At 36.7% G+C, this 23,540-nt stretch carries 23 protein-coding genes and 5 pseudogenes; 23 read left to right on the top strand and 5 right to left on the bottom strand.

Annotated features, from left to right (window positions below):
• On the top strand, positions 1 to 228 hold a 228-nt coding region (locus M1K46_RS24845), incomplete at its 5' end, for a hypothetical protein (RefSeq protein ID WP_256228127.1).
• A gap of 336 nt (positions 229 to 564) precedes the next feature.
• Here the strand turns inward: M1K46_RS24845 and M1K46_RS24840 are convergent.
• Complete coding sequence (locus M1K46_RS24840; RefSeq protein ID WP_256228124.1) at positions 565 to 1,086, bottom strand: hypothetical protein; 522 nt, start codon at positions 1,084 to 1,086, stop codon at positions 565 to 567.
• A gap of 654 nt (positions 1,087 to 1,740) precedes the next feature.
• Here M1K46_RS24840 and M1K46_RS24835 point away from each other — a divergent pair.
• From M1K46_RS24835 to M1K46_RS24820, 4 genes and pseudogenes are all read left to right on the top strand, one after another.
• A complete protein-coding gene (locus tag M1K46_RS24835) occupies positions 1,741 to 3,105 on the top strand; it encodes a DJ-1/PfpI family protein (protein ID WP_256228123.1) in 1,365 nt (454 codons plus the stop codon).
• Between the two features lie 343 nt (positions 3,106 to 3,448).
• Positions 3,449 to 5,104, top strand: coding sequence for a hypothetical protein (locus M1K46_RS24830; RefSeq protein ID WP_256228122.1), 1,656 nt, complete (start codon positions 3,449 to 3,451; stop codon positions 5,102 to 5,104).
• Between the two features lie 216 nt (positions 5,105 to 5,320).
• Positions 5,321 to 5,484, top strand: a pseudogene (locus M1K46_RS24825) (aminoglycoside phosphotransferase family protein); the annotation flags it as partial.
• 152 nt (positions 5,485 to 5,636) lie between these two features.
• Complete coding sequence (locus tag M1K46_RS24820; protein WP_256228120.1) at positions 5,637 to 6,071, top strand: hypothetical protein; 435 nt, start codon at positions 5,637 to 5,639, stop codon at positions 6,069 to 6,071.
• Positions 6,072 to 6,835: 764 nt separating this feature from the next.
• Here M1K46_RS24820 and M1K46_RS24815 read toward each other — a convergent pair.
• Positions 6,836 to 7,048, bottom strand: a complete 213-nt coding sequence (locus tag M1K46_RS24815) for a hypothetical protein (RefSeq protein WP_256228119.1) — start codon at positions 7,046 to 7,048, stop codon at positions 6,836 to 6,838.
• Between the two features lie 406 nt (positions 7,049 to 7,454).
• On the opposite strand from M1K46_RS24815, the gene M1K46_RS24810 reads away from it, so the two are divergent.
• The 6 genes and pseudogenes from M1K46_RS24810 to M1K46_RS24785 all read left to right on the top strand — a co-directional run bounded on the left by M1K46_RS24810 (position 7,455) and on the right by M1K46_RS24785 (position 13,069).
• A complete protein-coding gene (locus tag M1K46_RS24810) occupies positions 7,455 to 8,183 on the top strand; it encodes a YrrS family protein (protein WP_256228118.1) in 729 nt (242 codons plus the stop codon).
• Positions 8,184 to 8,630: 447 nt separating this feature from the next.
• Entirely contained in the window at positions 8,631 to 8,774 is a 144-nt protein-coding gene (locus tag M1K46_RS24805) for an aldo/keto reductase (RefSeq protein WP_375162247.1), read from the top strand.
• Positions 8,759 to 9,022 (top strand): annotated as a pseudogene (locus M1K46_RS24800) (lipid II flippase family protein); the annotation flags it as partial. The gene M1K46_RS24805 and the pseudogene M1K46_RS24800, both read left to right, overlap by 16 nt.
• Before the next feature lie 324 nt (positions 9,023 to 9,346).
• Positions 9,347 to 10,342 (top strand): aldo/keto reductase, encoded by a 996-nt coding sequence (locus M1K46_RS24795; RefSeq protein ID WP_256228116.1) that lies wholly within the window; start codon positions 9,347 to 9,349, stop codon positions 10,340 to 10,342.
• Between the two features lie 1,101 nt (positions 10,343 to 11,443).
• Positions 11,444 to 12,544, top strand: a complete 1,101-nt coding sequence (locus tag M1K46_RS24790) for a GNAT family N-acetyltransferase (RefSeq protein WP_256228115.1) — start codon at positions 11,444 to 11,446, stop codon at positions 12,542 to 12,544.
• A 12-nt stretch (positions 12,545 to 12,556) separates the two neighbouring features.
• Complete coding sequence (locus tag M1K46_RS24785; RefSeq protein WP_256228114.1) at positions 12,557 to 13,069, top strand: PIG-L family deacetylase; 513 nt, start codon at positions 12,557 to 12,559, stop codon at positions 13,067 to 13,069.
• 470 nt (positions 13,070 to 13,539) lie between these two features.
• Here the strand turns inward: M1K46_RS24785 and M1K46_RS24780 are convergent, their stop codons facing one another.
• A complete protein-coding gene (locus M1K46_RS24780) occupies positions 13,540 to 13,806 on the bottom strand; it encodes a WGxxGxxG family protein (protein ID WP_256228113.1) in 267 nt (88 codons plus the stop codon).
• A 99-nt stretch (positions 13,807 to 13,905) separates the two neighbouring features.
• Between M1K46_RS24780 and M1K46_RS24775 the strand changes: the two are divergent.
• A pseudogene (locus tag M1K46_RS24775) lies at positions 13,906 to 14,420 on the top strand (DUF3231 family protein).
• Positions 14,421 to 15,128: 708 nt separating this feature from the next.
• Here M1K46_RS24775 and M1K46_RS24770 read toward each other — a convergent pair.
• Positions 15,129 to 15,503 (bottom strand): YkoP family protein, encoded by a 375-nt coding sequence (locus tag M1K46_RS24770; protein ID WP_256228112.1) that lies wholly within the window; start codon positions 15,501 to 15,503, stop codon positions 15,129 to 15,131.
• A gap of 149 nt (positions 15,504 to 15,652) precedes the next feature.
• Here M1K46_RS24770 and M1K46_RS24765 point away from each other — a divergent pair, with 149 nt between their 5' ends.
• The 11 genes and pseudogenes from M1K46_RS24765 to M1K46_RS24720 all read left to right on the top strand — a co-directional run bounded on the left by M1K46_RS24765 (position 15,653) and on the right by M1K46_RS24720 (position 21,510).
• Positions 15,653 to 15,880, top strand: a complete 228-nt coding sequence (locus tag M1K46_RS24765) for a hypothetical protein (protein WP_256228111.1) — start codon at positions 15,653 to 15,655, stop codon at positions 15,878 to 15,880.
• A pseudogene (locus tag M1K46_RS25945) lies at positions 15,876 to 15,932 on the top strand (hypothetical protein); the annotation flags it as partial. The gene M1K46_RS24765 and the pseudogene M1K46_RS25945, both read left to right, overlap by 5 nt.
• Before the next feature lie 281 nt (positions 15,933 to 16,213).
• Entirely contained in the window at positions 16,214 to 16,420 is a 207-nt protein-coding gene (locus M1K46_RS24760) for a DUF1657 domain-containing protein (RefSeq protein ID WP_091004488.1), read from the top strand.
• A gap of 81 nt (positions 16,421 to 16,501) precedes the next feature.
• The gene (locus M1K46_RS24755) at positions 16,502 to 16,966 is read left to right on the top strand and encodes a YhcN/YlaJ family sporulation lipoprotein (RefSeq protein WP_256228110.1); all 465 of its coding nucleotides are present in this window, start codon (positions 16,502 to 16,504) and stop codon (positions 16,964 to 16,966) included.
• Between the two features lie 31 nt (positions 16,967 to 16,997).
• Complete coding sequence (spoVAC, locus tag M1K46_RS24750) at positions 16,998 to 17,474, top strand: stage V sporulation protein AC (protein WP_091004493.1); 477 nt, start codon at positions 16,998 to 17,000, stop codon at positions 17,472 to 17,474.
• Positions 17,475 to 18,488, top strand: coding sequence for a stage V sporulation protein AD (gene spoVAD / locus M1K46_RS24745; protein ID WP_256228109.1), 1,014 nt, complete (start codon positions 17,475 to 17,477; stop codon positions 18,486 to 18,488).
• On the top strand, positions 18,489 to 18,842 hold the full coding sequence (gene spoVAE / locus M1K46_RS24740) for a stage V sporulation protein AE (RefSeq protein ID WP_091004498.1): 354 nt from the start codon (positions 18,489 to 18,491) through the stop codon (positions 18,840 to 18,842). It begins immediately after the preceding gene.
• Between the two features lie 11 nt (positions 18,843 to 18,853).
• Positions 18,854 to 19,060, top strand: coding sequence for a DUF1657 domain-containing protein (locus tag M1K46_RS24735; protein ID WP_256228108.1), 207 nt, complete (start codon positions 18,854 to 18,856; stop codon positions 19,058 to 19,060).
• Between the two features lie 24 nt (positions 19,061 to 19,084).
• Positions 19,085 to 19,951 carry a DUF421 domain-containing protein gene (locus tag M1K46_RS24730; protein ID WP_256228107.1) on the top strand — a complete coding sequence of 289 codons (867 nt, stop codon included), beginning with the start codon at positions 19,085 to 19,087 and terminating at the stop codon, positions 19,949 to 19,951.
• Positions 19,952 to 20,752: 801 nt separating this feature from the next.
• Positions 20,753 to 21,076 carry a methyl-accepting chemotaxis protein gene (locus M1K46_RS24725; RefSeq protein ID WP_375162246.1) on the top strand — a complete coding sequence of 108 codons (324 nt, stop codon included), beginning with the start codon at positions 20,753 to 20,755 and terminating at the stop codon, positions 21,074 to 21,076.
• Positions 21,077 to 21,327: 251 nt separating this feature from the next.
• Entirely contained in the window at positions 21,328 to 21,510 is a 183-nt protein-coding gene (locus M1K46_RS24720) for a PspC domain-containing protein (RefSeq protein WP_091004416.1), read from the top strand.
• 152 nt (positions 21,511 to 21,662) lie between these two features.
• Here M1K46_RS24720 and M1K46_RS24715 read toward each other — a convergent pair.
• A pseudogene (locus tag M1K46_RS24715) lies at positions 21,663 to 21,964 on the bottom strand (NAD(P)-binding protein); the annotation flags it as partial.
• Positions 21,965 to 23,540: the final 1,576 nt, after the last annotated feature.

Raw genomic sequence — 23,540 nt, 5'->3', positions numbered from 1 at the left:
AGATTAAGAGATTTTCTCTTTTTCTCAAATTGTTTACTTGGAGGTGAAATTAAATGTCATCTTCTCACAAAAAAAAGAATGTTAAACTTAAATGTAAATGTAAACGTAAACGTTCATCCTCAAGTTCATCATCAAGATTTATTTGTAAAAAAAGAAAGAAAAAGAGTAAACATCATCACTAATGGTATAAAAAGCTGGGAGGAAGGAAGTCTATCTCTTCGGAGGTAGGCTTTTTTTATGTATTTTCTTAAAAAGGAAGACAACTCTTAAGTAGATCATTATCGCAGAGTTGTCCCATCTAGGCATTCATGTGTACACTCCATTCAAGGAGATGGGGTGCTTCTTATTTAAGGAATAGAGTGATATCTCATTTTTACCTTGAGGGAGTTTAGTTCAAGAAGATGTTATTTTAGAATCAGAAGTTTGGTAAATAAAAGCAGTGAATCACAAATCGCTCGGAGATTTTCGGTGCTTTTGAATGAAATTGAGAGCTTGTGGATTAAAAAAATAACCTTGGAATCACTTCCAGGGTTATCTTTTAATGAGTTTAAATTTTACTAATTTTTAATTAGGATTGACGTTCTTACACTTATCAAAAGCTTGAAGAACTAGATGAACTTCTGAATTTTGAACTCCTAAAAGAACTTGAAGAACGTCTAAAAGAACTTGAAGAACGCCTGAATTTTGAAGAGGTTCTTGTACGTCTGAAAGAACGTCTAGAAGAACGTCTATGGCTTCTTTTTCCATGGGATCTTTTTGGCATAATATACCCTCCTTTGAATAGAAGAATAGAAAAATAGAGAAAGATATTATAATCCTTCTCTGTTCTAGCATATTCATCTTTACAAAAAGAGGTTTGGACAATCGTCTATTGGCGGTGAAAAAATCTATTATAAGCAAGCTAGAATCTAGTAGTAATTTATTAACTGATTTCCCCTTCAGAAAACTCAGGGCTGTTAACGCACTATTAGAGGGTGATATTCTCGGCAATGTTGATGCAGATCCTAACCAATTGTCACTGGATGGTGGAGAAGTGAGCAAGTCGCCGCGAACTCCCGGTATGTGTTGGGGCAAGTCAAGTTTCAAAGTGATACGCCTTAAGGAACGGTTCGTCCACGAGCGAATCCACAATCTCCAGTCCGGCGGCTGTCGAATATGCTTAAAAAGCTTCTTATTTAATGGAATAAATGATTTTGAAATAATTGGTACTAAGTTAGAGGGCAGTTTAGTTGAAGAGAGAGGGGGAATTCTCTCCCTTTTAATTCATATTTGGAAAAAAAGCGAGGTAATTATTTATTGTTCAAGTTACGGTCTATTTCTTATAACTTGTGATATCGGTTTTATAAGGCAATATTGGGCAGAGACTATTTCAGTCTCTGTCTTTTTTGTGGTCTGAAACCAGCTAAGTCTGAAGTCTGATATAAAAATCAGGCTTTAGCACAATTATGAAAGCTTTAGAAAAAAGGTAATATGGAGTCAAGATAACAACAAATACCCTATGGGGGTACCGCGAAACTTTGCGGTAATACACAAAAAGAGTGCGGTTTTTATCATGTTCAAACAATATGAGTGTAGTTCACAAGGGTAATCAATAACCAAATATCCATATTTTAGAAAGTGGAAAATATGATTTTTGTTCAGGATGTATCAAACGTTTATTCATTGGAATCGGGAAATCTTTGTCGTGTTAAAGAATAACAACATTCAAATCCGGAAAGGCGAATTAAGGAGGAATATAAAATGAAAAGGTTAGTAGTACGTTTAGCTGTTTATGTATTGATTTTCGTTGTGTTTGTGGGGGGAATCGGGTTCTATGGCTTTAATCGTCATCAAAAAGATTTTTACTTTAACGTCCGCCATGAGCCAGTTCCTTCGCTACAAGGAGTGAATATACCTCAATACGATCCCAATAAACCTACAGTAGCAGTCATATTAGCGGATTCAAGTATACCAACCGAAGACTTTGATTTTCTTATTCCCTACGAACTGCTGTCGATGACAGATGCTTATAATGTATATGCCGTTGCACCGGACAAAAACGTTAAGTCCTTATCAGGCGGACTGGATGTAATACCACATTACTCTTATAAAGAACTGGATAACCTATTAAATAAAAGTCCAGATATTATTGTGGTCCCTTATATGCCCGGAGTAGATGAACAGAAATATCAACCAACTCGCGAATGGATTCAACAACATTCCAGCAGTAAAACCACCACTTTTTTCAGCATTTGTGGTGGGTCACAGAATCTTGCCGATGCAGGTTTATTAAAAGGGAAATCAGCCACCTCACACTGGCAATTCCTACCCATATTAATGAAGCAATATCCTGATACACATTGGAAAGAGGATGTGAGGTATGTTCACGAAGGAAATACCTTAACTTCAGCCGGTCAAAGCGCAGGTATCGATGCAGTACTTCACCTGATATCTCAGAAACTAGGAGAACCTGTGGCTGCAAAAATATCTAAGGAAATTAGTTATCCTTCTTACCAATTCGTTCAAAATCCAAAGGTGGACCACCCTTTTTACGTGGATATAAAATTTGCAACATATTGGCTAAATCTTGGATTCCATTGGAATAAGAAACAAATGGGGGTACTTCTGTATAAAGATATGGATGAAATAGCTTTATCTTCTATATTTGATTCTTATGGAGACACCGGAACGACACAAGTCTTGACCGTTTCTAGTTCAGATGCACCAATTACTACGAAACATCATCTTAATATACTGGCTAGGCATCAAATATCTAATGCTCCAAAATTAGACAAAATGATCATACCAGGTGGCGAAGCAAAATCACTAGCGGCAGCAGATGTAAGACTTTGGCGTGAAAAGGGTAAAGCTAAAGAGACCCTCCTTATTCATAGTGATTCACCAAACAGATATGTATTCGAAGCACCATTGGAAGACTTAGCTAAACAAGAAGACCTTTTAACTGCCAAGCATGCTGTAAAACGATTTGAATATCGTGCGAATGGTATCCATTTTAAGGGCAAACCATTTCCTCTTGAAACTTACGGCAATGTACTTCTAATCGGCTTACTAGCTTTGTTGGTAACTTTCTGTATTGACAGACGATTCATTATGAAGAAACCGTAATTAAGAGAAAAACTAGACTCAAAAAAGAATTGTATTTCGTCTTAATAAAATATATGGCTTGACCTTTTACGTACCATAAAAGATGTTTTCATATTGGCATTTTAACCGTCCGTTAAAAATCCTTAAATAAAGTTTACATTCTATATAAATCATTCGTTTATGCATACTGATATCAACGATGTAGGGGGATTTTTACGTGTTCTATATAAAAAATTGTCTATTGGAGGAATGTTATAATGTACACCGTATGCTCCGTAGCATATAAGCAATTTCCCTTGTGTTTATTTAAAAAAATTTCCTGAACCGTAAATCAAGACCTGAAATTTTAGAGGAGGAAACATTTATGAAACGATTGGGGTTTTATTTTCTACTATCATCATTTGTTCTCAGCCTTTTCACAGGGTTTTCCGCACCTAAATCAGCGGACGCAGCAGAAACGGCTAAACCAGGAAAAATCCTTGGAGATTATGCCGGAGTAATACGTGAAACCACTCCCCGCTCCGATGGAATCTACCATATTGATACACCCCGTTCCATCGAAAAGATGAAGGAATTACATATTAACACTTATTATTATCTGATTTGGGACGAGAAAACAGATTGGGATGATTTGAGAAACGAATTTTTGCCTGCTGCCAAAAAAGCCGGGATTGATGTGGTCGTCTATGTTGTCCCCCCAACTGAATCAACCGGTGAACGGAAATCCTATCCTTATACGACAGATTACCTTGCCTGGTCCAGAGAAATAGCAAAACTGTCTGTTCAATATCCGAATGTAATCGGCTGGGCAATCGATGATTTTAATCATAACCTTAATAAATTCACCCCAGAATATATGGACCAAATGAAGAAAACGTCCGAAGCAATTAATCCTGATCTGTTTTTTTCTCCTCTCATGTATACCGATTCATTAAATGAACCTTTTCTTCAGACACGGGGAGCATATATCGATGGCGTCATCCTTGCTTTCAGGGATGGAATATACAGGAATACCCAGGTATATGCGTCCGAACAGGAACAAATTGACAGCGCTTATAGTTTACTTAGCAAATATAACTTACCGTTGTATTGGATGATTTATGCCTCTCAATTATCCAAAACTCCTGCCAATCCTTCGGCAGACTATGTAAGAAAAGTGACCCAAATCGCCTTGGAGAACATGAAGAAGGGAAAAATCGAAGGGACTATCTCCTACGTCCTCAAAAAGAACTTTGAACCAGAACCAACCGACGATAAGGCATATGACGACACAGGCTATTTAAACTTTTTTATCGGCAGTGGCGTCCCAAGCTCAGCTGGAAATTACGCACAAGCTACTCAAAGAGTACGTGTGAATAAAGCCGACAACTATTCGTTAACGTTCCAGACGATGAACCTTGGAGCAGACGTATCTGGTTACCATAAAAAACAGTTGCTGATTGATGGAAAGGTGGTCTGGGAACAGGATACGGCTGAAATTGTTCCCGACCTCCTTTGGAAACCCGTTACGGTAGACCTTAAACCCTATCTTGCCGGCAAATCCTGGGCTGATGTATCGTTCCGTTTTTATGAGAATAAGGGAGTAAATAACTTCTGGACGTACGCAGGTTTTGATGCACTGCAGCCTGTTGGTTTTACCGTGAATAACGCAAACTTTGCCGATAACAGCAGCTGGAGTTTCTCATCTAATTATTCCGGAATCATCGGAGAAATTTTGCAATATGATGAGCAGAGACGTGAGCGTGCTTATAATCATATAAAGGTTTCCTACGCGACATATGAATTGTATTCTTCCATTTACACTTCAAATGTTGAAGCTGCGACAAAAAGCAGCCTCCTTAAAAAGGCAGCTGATATTATGACCTACCACTTTGAAGAGCAAAATGACAGGGCCATTCAGGGTCTTAACAGTTTACAAAACCAGATTGCTTCGTTAAAAGGAAAGGAAATATCTGATGATCAGGCTGAAACCTGGGACGCCTTGATCAAGGAGCTAAAGGAATATTATTCTGCTGTATAAAGTCCCATCTGAAAAGTTATGACGAGATCGAAGCGGTTTTGGATGGCAATAGAGGATATTATAAATCATGACAACACATTGAGCTGATGGCCGGTACTTCACTGGCAATCGGCTTTTTACTGTATTTCCTTACCAATTGTCAAATTACCATAAGTATTTTTAGTCATATAGAGCATTGCATTTGAAAGTTGAAAAATTCTTGGCATACAAACAGTATTAGCTGATATGTATTTGCGAATTTATTGTGAGAAATGTGGTTTGTCAAAAGATGAAGGTTTCCATGGGCTCCAATCATAGCAGGGGCAAGATTGTCTGAAAACGTATCATCAGAAAAATCTGAACGTCTGATGGAAATAGTCAATCATTACGATTCTTTATAACTATCGATTAATCCACAAACAGGTGTGTTTCTTTAAGAAAGGAATGTGCTCTTTTTTATTGAACTTACTTAACAAACGTAGCAGGATTGTTGAATAGGAAGAATGAAACTCCGATGGAAATTAAACGTCTTATCAGAAAAGGGGGCATACTATTGAGATTAAAAAAATTCTTATTTACAGCAATTATAGCTTTTTGTTTATTAATGACAGGTTGCTCCAATAGTGATTTTAATAATTTGGTTAAATCAACAGACCAAAAGATAACTGTACAAAAGCAAATCGCTGAGAGTGAAAATTATGAAGATTTTAACGAAATCACTTATGAAAACAAGGTTCAAAAGGCAATTAAAATAGTAAAAAATGCAGGTTGGACATCTATAAAAGTAGAACTGTCCCGTTACCCTGATTATAAGTTCCAATTCCCGTTTAAGAGTAGAAACGGAAGTGAAGATAAAATAGCTTCTTATTCACTTTGGGTAAACTCGAATGGAAAGAAAATCGAGATTGTTACAGACAGTGGAAAATATGTTGAGTTAAACGAACAAGAATCAAAAGTTTTATATAAAATTTTAACAGAAGAAAGCTAATACAAAATTATCCTAGAATGGCTGTTCAACAATCGGGCCATTTAATGGAATAAGACTCTCAAACAATACAGCATACATATGTTAATATTTGGAGTGTGATTATGAAAAGATTACCTAAACTAAAGTTCCATTTAAGGGGGCGCCAATGAGAAAAACCGAAATATGTCCTTGGAATCTACATCGTCATTGCTGAGGGGTTCTCCCTTAACAAAAACATAGTACTAAATTTATATATATAATAGATTTATCGTTTTTTTTGTTAAAACGATTTTAATATTCTGGAAACCTTAATCTCTCATCTATGGATGTTTGCTCTTTTTAACGTTGGCTTCTTTATTATTGTTTTTTATCCTTACTTCTTCAAACAAAAAAGAAACATATCTAATATTGAAACATTCATTAAAATAATACTCTTATTTGTTGGTGGCTATATATATTCAAAGATGGAAAATAGCTCTCCATCTGAGATAATTTCGGATCCGGATTTGTTCTATTTTATTTTGTTTATTGTTTTTCCCTTTGTAATAATACTAGTTATTGGATTAATTGTCCTTTGCATATTAAAAGCTTTTAAACAGTGAATCAGTTCACTATGGAAGAAATTAGATGGCTCATCTTGAATATGTAAGTTATTCAAGAAAAGTAGCAGTATTGTCTGGAACGGGCTCTGATTTAAGGAAGAAATCTATTAAGTAAATAATCAAATGAATCGGGGGATATTGCGATAAATAGGGGGATAAGACTAGCGAAGAAAATAAGAGCTTTTACCATCCGGCATTTACTCCATCTACTCCGCCGCGCCGGGTCTCTTTGTTGTGGATTTGTTCATTATTTGTAATTCCTAACATTAAACCGATCATTCCTAACAAAGCGAAAAACAAACGCCAGGTAGGAAACGGGAAAGTGGCAGGCAAGACAATCATACCGATTAGAGATAAAACCAAGAGGATAAATAGCAGCCAAAATAGTTTTTTCATAGAATCACCCATTATATTAACTTAATCATAATGAAGGACAACAGGACAAAGACCAGGCCAACCATTGAAATGTTATATATAAATCTAGAGGAAGGGTTTTTACCCTTCCTTATAGAGTACATGCAAAGGCTTAGTGTGGTTGTTTCTCTTCGGGGAGAACGGAAGGAAAGAATTGGAAAATAGTCTTTAGACAGTATGGTCTAACACTAGATGGTCCCAATCAAAGATAAAAAAAAGAGGCTATGTTTAAATCGCTCAATGTAAAGAATATTTTACCTCTTCATTTTACCCCTTATGTTTATAAAAAACCTGTCGAATATTATTTAAACAACATCATTTCGTTGTAAAAAAAGAATAGCATCGTGTAAAGAAGAGATCGAAACTTTTGTAAAACCATTGTGATGAAGTGATAGAACTGAAGGGAGATAAGATGAGATCAAGATTTCAACGCCAAAAGAGAAAAAAGATGCATATTACTCTGAACGCCCTAATTTGTGTCGTATTGGTCCTAATATTTATTGTAGCAGGAAAAATAATGTGGGGAGACAGCAATCAGGCCTCAACCGATAACCGACACAACCTAACCAAAAGTGAAAGTGAACAAAGGAACCAACAAAATAATGACACAACGATCAGTAAAGATAAAGAGACCGAATTAAAAAACCAAGATAAAAAATTGAGGGAAAATAAAAAAACTAAAGAGCAGCAAGAAGCTAAAAGAATTCAGAAAGACTCCGAAGAACAAGCTACAAAAAAACAAAAAGCAGAAAAAGACAGAGAAGAGCAGAAAGCAAAAGAAGCCAAGGAAGAGCGCGAGAAGCATAATTCTCAAGATGAGGAGAAAGTGACAGGACCTGGGTCGTCGAAACCCATTGGAACGAGTCAGACTGGACCACATACTTCGAGTTATGTTAAGGATTCAGTGGATTGGAACGAAAAAGTAAAAGCGATCCAAATGGCAACAGGTCTAGGGGTCAACATGAACATCTGGCGTATTGAAAATGGCGGGGGACCTCAAAAATCAGTTGGAAAAGTGAGCCCTGACGGCGAAGATAGTTGGATGTACGTTGTGAATCTTGAATGGGTGGATCAAAAAGGGTGGAAAGTAACAAGTGTTAGTAAACAAAATCGATAATTTAAAAAGGCGAAAAAAAACCCTAGATAATGGAAAACAAGAGCTCGATACATTGTAAAAACAATCGGGCGCGATTGTGGAAGAACAGCTTATGCATAAACTGAATTAAATATATGAAAAGCCATTCTTTTTTAGAAGAGTGGGCTATTTTTATTTATTTAATTCTAAAAATGTGCATGCTTCTTTCGAGAGAGATATGCTTTACAAGAACTGTATATAATCCATTTGGTTGGAACTTTGATGAGTCCTCTATGGAATTTTTAATAGATTATCTATCCATCAGGGGAATATATATCAGTGGGACTCATTATGTTCTGAAATTTATCCGGAAGTTAAACGAATCTGATACAGGTTTAATAGAGAAGAATATCAAAATAAATTATTGGAAAAGGTTTAATAAAATTAGAAAAAATCGGCTTATAAGTTTCTGCGATTGGACTTGGATGCATGGGCATGAGCCATGGTTATGATTCGGCATCGAACAAGAAAGAAATGATTTCGCTTATCCATGAGTCAATTGACCGAGGTGTTTCTTTCTTCGACACCGCCGAAGTTTATGGTCCATATGTAAATGAGCGGTTTTTACTATAGGCGTAATTTCCTCTATTTATGCCTCAATGTTGGTACCAAAAGATTATGCACAAACGGCTTTAATGTCATCTGGCATTATTGCAACCATCCTTTTAACATTGTTCATTGATCCAAAAGCATCAGTTCTAGCTGACAGAGTGGTTTACTCGTTAACGATGATAAGCTCAAAATTTGCAGGTACATTAGTAGCACAACTTATCTTTATCCCTGCTGCATATTATGTTGCGTGGTTTGCAAAATGGATATAAAAAGTTTATTCAACAATCGGGCGCTTTCCTGTAACAAGGAACAGCGCTTTTTTAATTTTAGGGCCAGAATGTTGAGGAAAACTTTCGAAAACAATAGGTCTCAGATTGTGAAGGTTTGTGCTTAAACCGGCGTATGCAGGTTAGCTAACAATTAGTATCATAAAATAAAGGAATTTGGATTTTAGTAAAGAAAGAATAAATTTAGAAAAATGCAAGGGTGGAATAGGGCTTCGGAACGAAACTGGTTACAGATTGGTTCACTTGGAATACGATAGGGGAAATTCACATATATTTTTAATTCACGATGATAGGGGGAATATACCAATGAAAAAGCGAGCAATTGGTCATAACGGTCCACTGGTTTCAGAGATTGGTCTCGGTTGTATGGGGATGTCATGGCTATATGGTAATGCTGACCGAAGGGAAAGCATTGCAACAATTCACGCGGCATTTGAGGAAGGCATTACACTCTTTGATACAGGTGATTTCTATGGCGATGGACACAATGAATTACTTCTACGTGAAGCCTTTCAAGGAATTCAACGAGAAAGAGCGTTCATTTCAGTAAAATTCGATGGTAAGCTACACTCACAAGGCAAGAGCCATCGGGAGGGTGAAAACCATCCTCACACAATAAAGAATTTCCTTGAGGATACCCTAATGCGCCTAGGTGTTGAATACATTGATCTTTATCAACCAGGGACAGCCAGCCTCGATCCAAACGTACCAATTGAAGAAACGGTTGGTGCAATTGCAGATATGGTAAAGGAGGGATATGTGCGTTGCATTGGTCTTTCAGAAGTAGGAGTGGAAACAATTCGCCGCGCACACGCTGTACATCCAATTAGTTGGCTACAAATGGAATACTCACTATTTAATCGGAGTGTTGAATCAAATATTTTGCCGACACTAAGGGAATTAGGTATTTCTCTTTCGGCTTATGGTGTTCTCTCAAGAGGTTTGTTGAGCGGTACATGGTCAAAAGACCGGATGTTAGATTTAGATGATAAACGCAGTAATGGTCCTCGGTTTGCCAACGAAAATATTGAAAAGAATTTAGCCCTTGTAGAAGCATTGCGTGAAATTGCTGAAGAAAAGCAAGTAACCGTTGCGAGGCTTGCTATCGCATGGGTTCTATCTCGGGGTGAAGATGTTATCCCATTGGTTGGGGCAAGAAAGCAATCACAACTACAGGATTCACTAGGTGCAGTTGACCTGAACTTAAGTTCAAACGATCTTTTACGAATTGAAGAAGCAGTACCTCCAGAGCTTGTCGCCGGCGAATACTACCCTGTACCACGGCAAAAATGGTTCTTTTAACAAATTATTATTGATATAAGGTTGCTAAATTAAAGAATGAACTTCTGGTTGAACTAATCGAGGATTATAGGCTGGACAGACTCCGTTTAGAGCGAAGTAATTCGTAAGACAATGAGTTGAAGAGATAAATCGATCTACTGATAAGATAGCCATCAAACAGGAAAATGATTGCGTTAGTAAAATAACTTAGAAGCCATTTTTGCAGAACTTCTACATTATCAATCTTCCACAATCGGGCGCTCATCTTTAATTAGGTAAGCGCCTTTTTAGCAAAGAAGAATGGGAAGCAATGAATGCTCAAAAGAGCTGATATCGTTATGATGCAAAAAAGCCGGCACCTGCCGGTTTTTTTTTATACGATCAGAATTTATTTCATTTCTTAACTCAGTTGGGGCACAGAATCTAGCTCTAGGTACCATTGGTTCGGAGACTACAGGCCAATCTGTTCAGAAGGTTAAAGAACAACCTTTAAGCAGGGGGCGGTACTTGTCGCGGATTGGAGGGTGCCTTGCGCTTTTTTAGTTAGGTTGCCCCCATCCCTATAATAATTTAGTGTGGGTGTTGAGAATTGGTTTAGATGTATTGGGCTTGTGTGTTTTTCAACTAAAGGGCGCTTTCCTGTAACAAGGATTAGCGCTTATTACAGGATCACACACAAAACAAGGTGTTTGACATATTACATATGCGATATGTCAATCAGCTTTTATTATGGATCTTCAACCGGTATGAACGAAAGTGGGGGAGGGTTTACCAGAATTATTAGAGGAACTTAATCAAGGTAGAGGATAAACTCTTAGCAAAAAGCTTATATTTGTAGGCTTTTTTTATTTGGAATAAGCTCGCCCGCATTGTACGTTTACTACAATTTCCGTATACTGTGTCACCTACATAAGCAGACACCAGGACCCTTTTGAGGGTAGAGATATCGCAATCGCAGTAGGAAGATGTGCGTTTGCCCCATTAATAGGACCCAGTCTTTCTATACTCCATACACATTTGGGAGGGATTTCCTCCTTTTTCTGTTCTGTCATCAATAGAATGTTGTCTTCCGGTGTGTTTTCGTTTTTGCAATTTGGGAATAAATCAGTAAGGAGGGTGAGTATGACTGTAGAATTCCGTAGTATAAAAACCAAATGTGAACTAGAAGATGTATTTGTCCTGTTGGAAAAGGTATTCAATAAAGATAGAGCTTTTTTTGAAGAACGAATTAAGAGTAATCCTGCTTACCACCTGAAGACAACATGGGTTGCCATAGTTAATGGAAAGATTAGTTCGGTACTTCAAGTTTTTCCTTTTTGTATCAATGTTCCTCCTCTTACATTTAATGTAGCTGGTATTGGGAATGTTGCTACTATGCCGGCTAACCGTGGACAGAAATTAGGCCACCGCTTATTGGATAAAGCCCTCTCTTGGATGGAAGAGGAGGCGTTTGATTTATCGCTTTTATATACCGGTATTCCATCCTTTTATGAAAAAGCGGGCTGGCACTCAATCCCTGAAAATTATCACTACCTTTATGATAAATGTGAAGAGCAGACTCTTGAAGATGGAATGAAAATTACACCCGTACAGCATAGTGATTTGCCAGAAATAATGGAAATCTATCAAAACTATTCCCAGCGGCTGAACGGGCCGATGGTACGGACAAAGGAATATTGGACCCAGCAGCTAAACAGTATGAAAGAACATGATCATTTTTTAGTAGCGAAACACCACAACCAAGTGACAGGGTATATCCGTTTTCAAAAAGCAGATGCGACTATTGATATTATTGAATTATGTCATCAGAGCTGCTCCAATACCGTGTTTCGCTTGTACCAGGCCGCACTTTCACAGGAAGAAAATAAAGTGCTTTTATTTCTCCCTATGCATCATGAATTGTTTACTCATCTTAGCCATCAAACGTTATACCCTTTTGAACATCATGAATCCATGTGGAAAATTATATCCAAATCTTCATTCACTAACCAAGTAAACGACCTAATAAAGAAGGAAAACGGATTAGAATATATCAAAACAGAAGATCATTATATAGATGGTTTTTATAAGAATGAAGTATGGACCAGATTGTCACATTCGGACTTTTTAACGTTTTTTTTACAGGGAAAAGACACAAAAGAAATGACGACAAAAGACAAATCGATATTAAGAGACACCTTTATACAGCGTCCTTATATTTTTTGGAGAAGCGATCACTTTTAATAGGAGGTAATTATGGCGGAATTTAATAAACTAATGGTTGTAGCCCACCCAGATGATGAAATTATTTTTGGCGGGGATGAATTGATACAGGAAAAAGGTTGGAAAGTGATTTGTATCTCAGAAGGAAATAATGATACTCGTTCACAAGAATTTAAAGCAGCTATGAAAAAGGTAGAAGCCGAATATGAAATCTGGAGTTTTAAGGATGAATGGACAGAACACGTTAACCGGCCGAAATTAGAACAGAAGTTACAACGGATAATCCACGAGCGCCACTATCGCAAAATTGTTACGCACAATTTACAAGGTGAATACGGCCACCCTGAACATAAAGCTCTTTCTGAAATTATGAACTCTATAGTAAAAGAAAACTTATTTATGTTTGATTTATCGCTAGAAGAAGTATTACAAGTGGATATATTAAAGCAAAAACTTGAAATACTTGAAGTATATGAGAGTCAAAAACATGCTGTAGAACAACTCCTTCCTTATGTAATTAAAGCCAGGTCTATTCAGGTAAAATAACTTTCTTAATGAAAAATAGCAGAATACCAAAAAGGTGTTTTATTTTAATTTTCGAAAAATATTGTAAAAATTAGCGGTGAAAAATTAACCCTTAAATACGATATCTATAATTACAAAAGAGATTTGTATGATTATTTCAAAGGATTCTGACCGTAATAAGGTCGAAATTTCTTATGACAGACAGTAAACAACCTAAGAAGGATTATATTAAGGGGGAGATTAATTTAGGGTAAATACTATAATAAGGAAAATAATAAAGAGAGAATGATTAATATAGTATCGTTGAAAAAGTATTGTCAGGTATATTAGTTATTTGTTTCTTCATAAAATTAATTGTTAATACTTACCGATTCCATATGGAACTTGAAAAACACCTTACTTAATATGATGGGAAGAGAATCTCCGACGTTTTTCAAAAGGTGATCCTTTTAATAAAAAAGCTACAAGAAAAATCTTGTAGCAGTCTTTACTTATTTGTGTGCTTCTTCTCGATCTCGGCGTCTTAGTCCTAAAAGTCCAACTAATCCAAGCAGCCCAATCCATTCCCAGTTTGAATCATTATCGTTGTTATCGTTAACTGTAGAGACATTTCTAGTAGCTGGAGTGCGATTATAATTATCGTTAGTGAATCTGTCACTGCGGTCCATCATGTCCGTTCCACGTTCTGCGTATGCTGGCATAGAAAATGTAATAATGGAAATAGCAATAGCACATATTAAAGCAGTTATTTTATTCATCAGTTATCCCTCCTTTCCAAACATCTATAATGTTTCCTAAAAGTAAAGCTTTATCCCTTAAAGCAAGGACAAATTTTTTACCTTTTGCAGTAAAAAATTATGGGAATCTTAAGCGGAAATCCACAAAATGAACCAATTCACTATGGGGAAGTTTTTAGTATGTGGACTTATCTTGCTGGAAATAAGGGATATGTCGCAGGTTATGAAACGCTAATCATACTGGAGACGGGGACTTGAAAAAATTCCTGGAAGACTCTGTTCAAGCCATGAAACAAGAAATTGAACAGGTCGAAAAGGTCTTGAAGGCCAATGGAATTGGTATACCTCCAGCACCTCCTGAACGTCCAGCTGCGTCTTTAGAAAGCATTCCTGCAGGAGCTCGCTTTAGCGATCCTGAAATTGCTGCGTCCGTTGCAAAAGATGGAGCAGCGGGATTAGTCGCTTGCAGCCAGATTATGGGCCAATCCATCAGGGAAGATATCGGAGCTATGTTTGGACAGTTCCACATGAATAAAGCACAGTTTGGCGTACGGCTCTTGAGGATGATGAAAGAAAAAGGATGGTTGGTTCCTCCTCCCCTTCACATGGAAATTCCTGAGGCTATTCACGCATAACCATCAAAAGAGAGATGCCAGTCCGATTTTATAATCGACACTGGCTTCTCTTTTTTAATATTATTTTTAAGCAGGGGTATCATTAAGTATCCATCGTTTCTTTAGAACATACTTAGAGGGAAACAAGGAAATTGGTGTAAAAATAATACAGGCAGAGATAAGCGATCATTCATTTATCTCGTGGATTTTTCTATTTGTTTAAGTTTGGACGGGCAGTTTGGTGAAATTAAGTAATGATGCAGTATCTCTCAGTAGTTATACTGTAGAGGAACCTTAATAAACAAACGTTCAAATTGTTTAAAAATAGTTAATAATTAAAAAGAAAAAACGTTCAGATAGAGAGCGTTTGTATTGAAGCATCCTTTAGTTATGCATTTGTTAAACCTATACAATCTTTGAAATAGAAAAATGTTTGTACTAATAAAATAGTTCTAATCATATTCCATACATGAGAGAACAAAAATCAGGGCATATCATTAACCTGTCATCTTTTGCCGGACATAACATCTACTCGTAATTGTGGAAGTATTTATTGAAACGTTGTTTATCACAACTTGTTGAGTGTTTTTATAGCCTTTATAAAGAAGGACAGATAATAAACTAACAATAATAATCGTAAACCAAATAAACAAAAATATCCCCTCCTCTAAACAATTATAGGAAAAACAAGGAAATATTGTCAGTTATAATTATTGGAGATTTTTCCAGTCAGGTGGGGTCCCATATTGTAATAATCTCTTTAATTTGAACTTCATTTTTATAACGTTGAATATATAACGCTAGATAAGGCAACGATTCTTTTGCTTTTTTATAAAGAATCATTGCTTTTTTTAGGTCATTATCCATGAAGTGCAGTTCTTTTAATATTTGAACGTTGTGTAGATGTATCTTTACTAGTACATCATTTTTTTTTATACATGTTCCATCAGATAGAACCACCGCACGACCTTTATAACGTGTTAGTCTGACCCTGAAAATAGTGGTATTTACTCTCGTTTGTTCAAGGTATTGCAAACGAGTAAAGAAAAAATAGAGCGGATCAATCATATTCCATGCTGATATAAAATCTAATCTCAATCTCATTGTTATTCTCCTTGCAAATGTCATTCGAAAAGTAGAAAGGATCCTAATTTAACGTTAATCTTAGTTTTCATTTCGCTCGCTGCTTCGATGTTTGGTTTATGCAGAAGAAGCAATGGAAAAGGTAATAGAACGGCATCATGAACCAGGCTATGACATTTTTCAAAAACATGTTTCAAAATAAAAATGCTCAACAAGGGACAAATCCTTTTTCTAAGAACAACCCTGCTAATTTTGCTCAGTTTGAATTTGCAAAAGAAAATGATGCCATGACGGATGTTAATCAAAAAGATCTAGACCAAAGGAAAGGGATTAATTTAACGGAAATCACTTGGAAGGAAAACTGGTCACAATTCCGCACGTTATCAATGGACATTTAAAAAAATGACCCCGGAACAATACCGAGGTCATCTTACGCCTTTCGTAGTGTAAAGATGGAATTGACAACCAGACGAGGATGGTTGATTTTTTTTGTATTTGGGGCTTTGTTGAATGGCTTTTTTTCGGCCCACACACAAGGTTATCTTCGCTTTCCTGTATTCCCCTGTATAGAATTTCTTTTTTTAATAAGACTAAAATTGTTCTGAAAAAATGATTCGGGACAAGAAACAAATCGACTTATGAGGTGATTGCCCTCACGAATTGAAGAAATAATAAGGGCCTTAGCACACCCAACTAAATCAAATATTTTTCACGTTAAAGGAGGAAAGAAATTGACAGTCGCAAGCAATTTAAAAACAACCCTGGCAGGGTTAAAAAGTGCTCAGGCAAGTCTTGAGACTTTTGCTCTTGATACTGAAAACCAGCAGGCAAAGCAGTTGTTTCAAACTGCGGCCCAACAAGCCCAAACTATAGTGGATTCTTTAAATCCGCGTCTGCAAGAAATTGAACAAGAAGAGCCACAATATAAACAACAGTAAACGGATTGGGATCAGTGAAAAGGGTGATCATGTCATCCTTTTCCAATTTCTTTTTTACATATTTCAGGAACGGGTGATCGTATGAGAAAAATTCAATCAAAGGGTATTTTGATTCCTCTTTTGGTTTTACTGCTACTGAATAGCGGCTGTAATAAACCAAAAGAGGAAAGTAAAAAAAAGAATGAAAATTCAACCATTAAAATTGCCTATGTCCAAACCCAACAATCTGCTTCTCAAAAGGCAAAAAAAGAGATTCTTTCTATGGAAGAAATCATCGATGTTAAAGCAGTAAACTCTGATAAGGAGATGTTTGTGGCGGCAAAACCAAAACATTTAGAACGCTTTCAGTTAAAAAGTCTGCGAAAGAAAATTAAAAAACGGCTGGAGAAACAATTTCCCGACCTGAAAGTGTATGTCAGTACCGATCAAAAAATTTTAAAAAAACTTGAGGAATTGGAAAATAAATTAGATGAACCAAAAATGAACTCGAAAAAAATTGATAAAGAGCTTCAAAAGATAAAAGCTAAAGCAACGGACGAAGCCTAAAAAATTCTTTTTGTAGAAAGGAAACCTTTCAATGGCTAATAACAACAAAGAAGTAACGCCTGTTCAACAAGAATATCAAAAATTTCAAGAAGAAAGGGAAACCAAACGACCCGTACTATCCAATTGTATTAAAGCATTTTTCGTGGGAGGTTTTATTTGTTTAGTAGGACAGCTGATTTCCTTTATGTATATCAATTATTTTGATTTCACAGAAAAAAATGTGGGAAACCCGACTGTTGCGACGTTAATTTTCATTTCTATGCTGTTAACTGGATTTGGAGTCTATGACAGGATGGCGCAGTTTGGTGGCGCGGGTACAGCGGTTCCCGTTACGGGATTTGGAAACTCCGTCATCTCAGCTGCGATCGAACATCGTACAGAAGGATTTGTTCTTGGCGTCGGCAGCAATATGTTTAAATTAGCGGGCTCAGTTATTTTATTTGGTGTATTTTCTGCATTCGTTATCGCCATCATTAAAACCCTTATTATTCAATATGGAGGTTTTTAAATGTTAAACGGACATCGTACATGGGTGTTTGAAAATAAGCCTGTGATCATATCAACGGGAACGGTGGGGGGGCCCTTTGAAGCCAACGGGCGAATCGCTGAAGACTTTGACCTTCTTCACGAAGATTTATGGCTGGGTCAGGATTCTTATGAACAGGCACAAACGGTTTTATTTGAAGAGTCTTGCGAAACAGCCATTGAAAAAGCCGGTCTAAAAAAAGAAGATATCCAATTTATTTTAGCTGGCGATCTCATTAATCAGATTACGTCGACGAGTTTTGCCTGTAGAACACTGGAAGCTCCCTACTTAGGATTATTCGGCGCGTGTTCCACTTCAATGGAAGGTCTCGCTCTAGGTGCATTGATCGTCAATGGGAAAGGCGCAAAGTACTTATTGACTGGAACTGCAAGTCATAATGCGGCGGTAGAAAAACAATTTCGATACCCGACAGAATATGGCGGGCAGAAACCGCCAACCGCCCAATGGACGGTAACTGGAGCCGGAAGTGCCCTCTTAAGTGACAAGGGTAAGGGACCACGCGTGACTTCTGCAACGATTGGTAAAGTGGTCGATATGGGACTATCTGATCCATTTAATATGGGCGGGGCTATGGCACCAGCAGCTGTAGATACCATTGAGGCACATTTAAAAGATCGTGGAATAGAACCTTCCTATTACGACCTCATTGTTACAGGAGATTTAGGTAAAATCGGCCATCATATCGCTCTCGACTTAATGAATAAACACGGTTTGTCTTTAAAGAAGGGTCAATTTCAAGATTGCGGAAAGATGATTTACCGGGAAGGACAACCTGTACTGGCTGGAGCAAGTGGCTGCGGGTGTTCTGCAACGGTGGTTTACGGGCATTTATTAAATCGAATGAAAAAAGGGGAATTTAAGAAAATGCTTGTCGTGGCAACAGGCGCTCTTCTATCTCCTTTAACTTTTCAGCAAAAGGAAACGATTCCTTGCATTGCTCATGCGGTATCCATCGAATATGGAGGTGAAGAGTAAATGGCAATTTTTTTCTGGGCTTTTGTCATTGGTGGGGCGATTTGCGTGATCGGCCAGATTATGTTTGACGTTTTTAAATTGACTCCTGCTCATACAATGGCTACGTTAGTTGTCGTGGGTGCGATTCTTGACGGGGTGGGCTTATATGAGCCCTTAATGGATTTTGCTGGAGCCGGTGCAACAGTTCCAATTACAAGCTTTGGAAATGCTCTTGTGGATGGAGCTATGGCAGAAGCGGAAAAACATGGCATTATTGGTGTGATCACCGGAATGTTTAAGGTAACAAGTGCGGGTATATCCGCAGCCATCATTTTTGGAATGATAGGAGCATTACTATTTAAACCCAAAGGATAGGGAGGCTGGCAATGACAGTAGCATCCAATGTTAAACAATGTATGGTGACCTTAAAAGCGGCAGAAGCAACGCTAAGTAGTTTAGCGCAAAAATCTACTGAAGACCAAGCAAAAAAATTATTTCATGAGTGTATGTTAGAGGTAGGAAAAGCTATATCAGATTTAAAGAAAAGAATTGCACAACTTGAATTCGAAGAACCACAATATAAAGGAAAGTAGAAACTCGATAAAAAGGAGATTGTTATGTTAGATTGGGTAGATATTGTTGTACGTTCCTTTATTTTTTTGATCACCCTCTTTTTATTAACAAAATGGTTCTTGGGCAAAAAACAATTATCACAATTGTCTTTTTTCGAATATGTAACAGGGATCACAATAGGAAGTATTGCGGCAGAAGTCACGATGGGTTTGGAACGAAATATCATGCATGGTCTCATTAGTATGAGCATTTGGTCGTTGGTTCCTTTTGCCATTGGACTTGTTTCCATGAAAAGTAAAAAAATAAGGGATTTTGCAGAGGGTAAGGCAAGGATTATTATAAAAGACGGTAAAATAATGGAGGATAATTTAAAAAAGGAACGGTATACCATTGATGAATTGCTTGAACAGCTTCGCAATAAAAATGTTTTTGAAGTATCTGACGTTGAATATGCTTTACTAGAGCCGAATGGACATCTGAGTGTTTTATTAAAAAAGGAAAACCAGCCTCTGACTGCAAAAGATCTTCAAATCAAAGTTGACCCTATAAAAGAACCCCAAACCGTCATTATGGATGGAAACATTTTAGATGAACCCCTGTCCAATCGTGGATTCAACCGAGGATGGTTAAATGAGGAACTAGAAAAAGCCGGAGTTTCTCTCGATAATGTCTTTTTGGCTCAAGTTGATTCGTACGGCCAATTAACGATAGATCTCTATGATGATAAGATCCAAGTGCCTTCTCCCCAAGAAAAGCCATTACTCCTAGCCTCCTTAAAAAAATGTCAGGCCGATTTAGAATTGTTTGCTCTTCAAACTGAATCTAAAAATGCGCAACAGGTATACAATAAAAACGCTGATAGAATAAACCATATTATTAATAAGTTGAATCCAATGCTGAACGAGACTTGACAAAAGAAACATAAAAATACGACTACGGAAATGAACGAAAAATTAAAAAGACCAAAATTTTTGGCCATGGACTGCATGCAGCTTCAACGTGCAAGTGCATTACATGTTTAAAGAAGATTTGTATTTATGTTGGGAATACCTAAAAGTAGTACTGTTGGTAAGGAGAAAAGAGTCGTTGTGAAATGTAAGAAGTGTTTTGGAGGCCGGAATAAGGGTCTAGCGTGTTTAAAGTTTTAGATGAACTAACACTAAATTGGACTTATTTGGTGATTTTAAAGGTTTGTCCAAAAGCTATATAGGTTGGATTAGATTCTTTTTTTATAGGAGTGGAGGAAACAAATAAAAAAATCTCCACTCTTATCAAATAAGAATGGAGATGAATGAAGGAAACACTACCTGAAAATAGTTTATGTTTTGGACAAGGGATATAGAATCATAACATAAAAACGAGCCATTACATGGGTCGTTTTTTGCAGCTTGACACTCTAGAAAGCAACGCCACACATCCAGCTTCTCTTGATGGTTACTCTACTTAATTCATGTATCCTTGAAGTATATTCTCTCTGATCTCGGTAAAAATGAGATCTTTTGCAATAAAATCATCAAAATTTTTGGTATAACGTACTGGGATAGCAAAAATTTCAATGACACTAACACTATCTCTAATTCACTTAAAGAATGCGTTTATTTAAGAACGCATCTTTTTTGTTATTCGGCTATATCACTGAAAAGGTATACCTTTAAACATAAAACAGTGCCAAACTACATAATTTTTGTAAAGGGTGGCAAGCTGTCCATTCATTGGAAAAGCAAATAAACTTAATTGATGAAACATCCAAGTTGATAAAAAATATTTCTGCTCAGACGAATTTATTAGCATTGAATGCCGCCATAGAGGCAGCGCGAGCCGGGGAGCATGGGAGAGGTTTTAATGTTGTAGCCCAAGAAGTTCGTAAATTATCAGGCAATGCAGACGAAGCTATTAAGGAAGTTAATTTTAATATTGAAAACATTACAAAGGAGCTTTCAAACGTAAATCAAATAACGAAAGACCTCCAAAAATTGGTCGAGGATACAAAACAGACATTTGAACAGACGATAGCAGAATTTGAGAAGATGCAATAACACATCCTGATAAGTATCATGAGATTAAAGGGGGCTTATCCATGAAAGTAAGGTTCTTTTTTTATATACAATTATGTTTAAAACACTTAAAATCTCAATGATTCGATTTCGCTTATATTAGTAAATAACCCCGTAAAATTATTGCTTTCATTTTAATTTATGCCAGATTACAGTATTAATTTTTTCCACAATCGGGTGCATTGTAGAAAATAGCAATTAATCTCTGCTATATAGCATTAGGGGGATTTAATTTGAATAAGAAATTAAGAAAATCATTCACAGATAAATCGATATCTGGTGTTTGCGGGGGAATAGCTGAATATTTAGGTGTATCATCTTTTCTGGTAAGACTTATATTTATCCTTTTACCCGCAAACTTGCTGATATATATCATTCTTGCCAATACACTTCATGACAGTCCTCCTTCATTATGATTTTCAACGACACTGGTTTATGTTTTAGTGTTATATCTACATTATTTTATTGAGAGATGTAATTCTGATTTGATACATATTTTAAACGATCGGGTGCGTTAGTTGAAGATATGGTTGCCAATACTAGGATGCTCTTTTCTTCTTCAGCAAAACCCGTTAATAGAAGACCCCCCGCCAGATAGCCTTCCTGTTGTCCATTCGAAAGTGCGGTTATCTAGTCCTTTCTGAGGAACCCCTTCTCCTTGCCAAAAATACTGGGGGAAAAATTTTCTTCCAATTCAAGTGCAAATCGAGAATCACTTATTGGAGTATCCCTATCATTATTATCCCCCGCCTCCAAAACGAGGACCGAAGTCTTTTTGTCATCCGTTAGAGTCTTGGCAATAACCGCACCCGCAGGCCCAGTACCAACGACAATATAATCAAACTCGTCATTATGTGCAAACAAACCCATTATATCTCTCCTCCTTTTCCAGATTTGTTTATCATATGAATACGAAATAGGTGTTCACACTTCTGGCAATGATCTTTAAAATACGGTTCCGTTTGTTATGTACCGTTCATATGGAAAGTTAATTGTCCCCTATACTAAAGAATAACCCTACCAAAGGGGGTGGTAAAAAGCAGAGTTATTCAATAGAAGTGGGAGTTAATGGTGCTATTGTCCCTTACATATTATTCAGTTATTAACTTAAGGTGCGTATTAAAACGCTTATCTCCTTCAGAGGTAGGCTTTTTTTATTTTGCTTAAAAATAGAAAAACTCTGTGAAGAGCCCAATTCCACAGAGCTTAGCTAAGAAAAGAAGGTTTAACTGGGGGAATGGTATCCCCAAATTAATATATGTAAGAAGATATACAAAGGACTGGACGTTATGCCTGCGGTGGTGTTTTTTCCTTCAATAAGAAATAACGCACATTTTAAGATTGTTCTCACAATCTTCCATACTTCTACATAGGATATAGAGAGATTAAGAGATTTTCTCTTTTTCTCAAATTGTTTACTTGGAGGTGAAATTAAATGTCATCTTCTCACAAAAAAAAGAATGTTAAACTTAAATGTAAATGTAAACGTAAACGTTCATCCTCAAGTTCTTCCTCAAGTTCATCCTCAAAATTTATTTGTAAAAAAAGAAAGAAAAAGAATAAACATCATCACTAATGGTATAAAAAGCTGGGAGGAAGGAAGTCTATCTCTTCGGAGGTAGGCTTTTTTTATGTATTTTCTTAAAAAGGAAGACAACTCTTAAGTAGTTCATTACCGCAGAGTTGTGTACATTTTTGGTGATTGTTTTTGTTTCAGCCTTATTTGCACTAATAGTAGAATTTTTAAATCAAACCAAAAAATAAGTTCTTCAACTAACGGGGGCTTTCCTGGAACAAGGATTGCGCTTTTTTCATTTTAAGGCCAGATTGTGGAGGGAACTAGGAAGAGTAATAATACTGAAAGTTTGTGAAGCGTTTTACTTAAACCAATGGGCAGCATTCCTGTAATGAAGAAAAACGAGGTTTGAGAATAAAAATAGCCTCCTGATAAGATAGAGATGTCCTGAAGCTGGCCAGCGAAAGGGACAAATTATCCACCTCATGGAAAGGTTGGACGAAGGAATTTTGGAGCAAAGACTCTGTGAGATATGGGAGGGTTAATCTTCATGAGAGATGTGGAAATCCACTTAGTGCGATTATAAATTAACTAATATCCACTTTTTGGTTAGTGGTGGTTTGGTTGACTATGAATTGTTTTTTCTCTTCAACTCCAAAATTATCCTTTATTTAATTTTTATTGCAACATCCATGCGTTTCAATCTTCAATCCTTTATGAAATCTTGAGAATAGTGTAGGAATCGAGAGATATCCGTTTCTACATAGAGGGAGTTTAGTTCAATTTGAAATCACAAAAACTAAATAACCAAGGCACTGAAATTAGTGCCCTTTATAATCTTATTGTGCAATCAGCAACTCTTATATTTGAACTTTTTGGGGAATTGTTTCACAATTCCAACCGTTATTGTGTCCGCCATTTGTAAAGCTT

The organism is Fictibacillus sp. WQ 8-8 (genome assembly GCF_024494405.1).
GTDB classification, from domain to species: Bacteria; Bacillota; Bacilli; order Bacillales; family Fictibacillaceae; genus Fictibacillus_C; species Fictibacillus_C marinisediminis.
The sequence above is the reverse complement of the archived record's forward strand: the minus strand, read 5'-3'. Positions and strand labels throughout refer to the sequence as shown.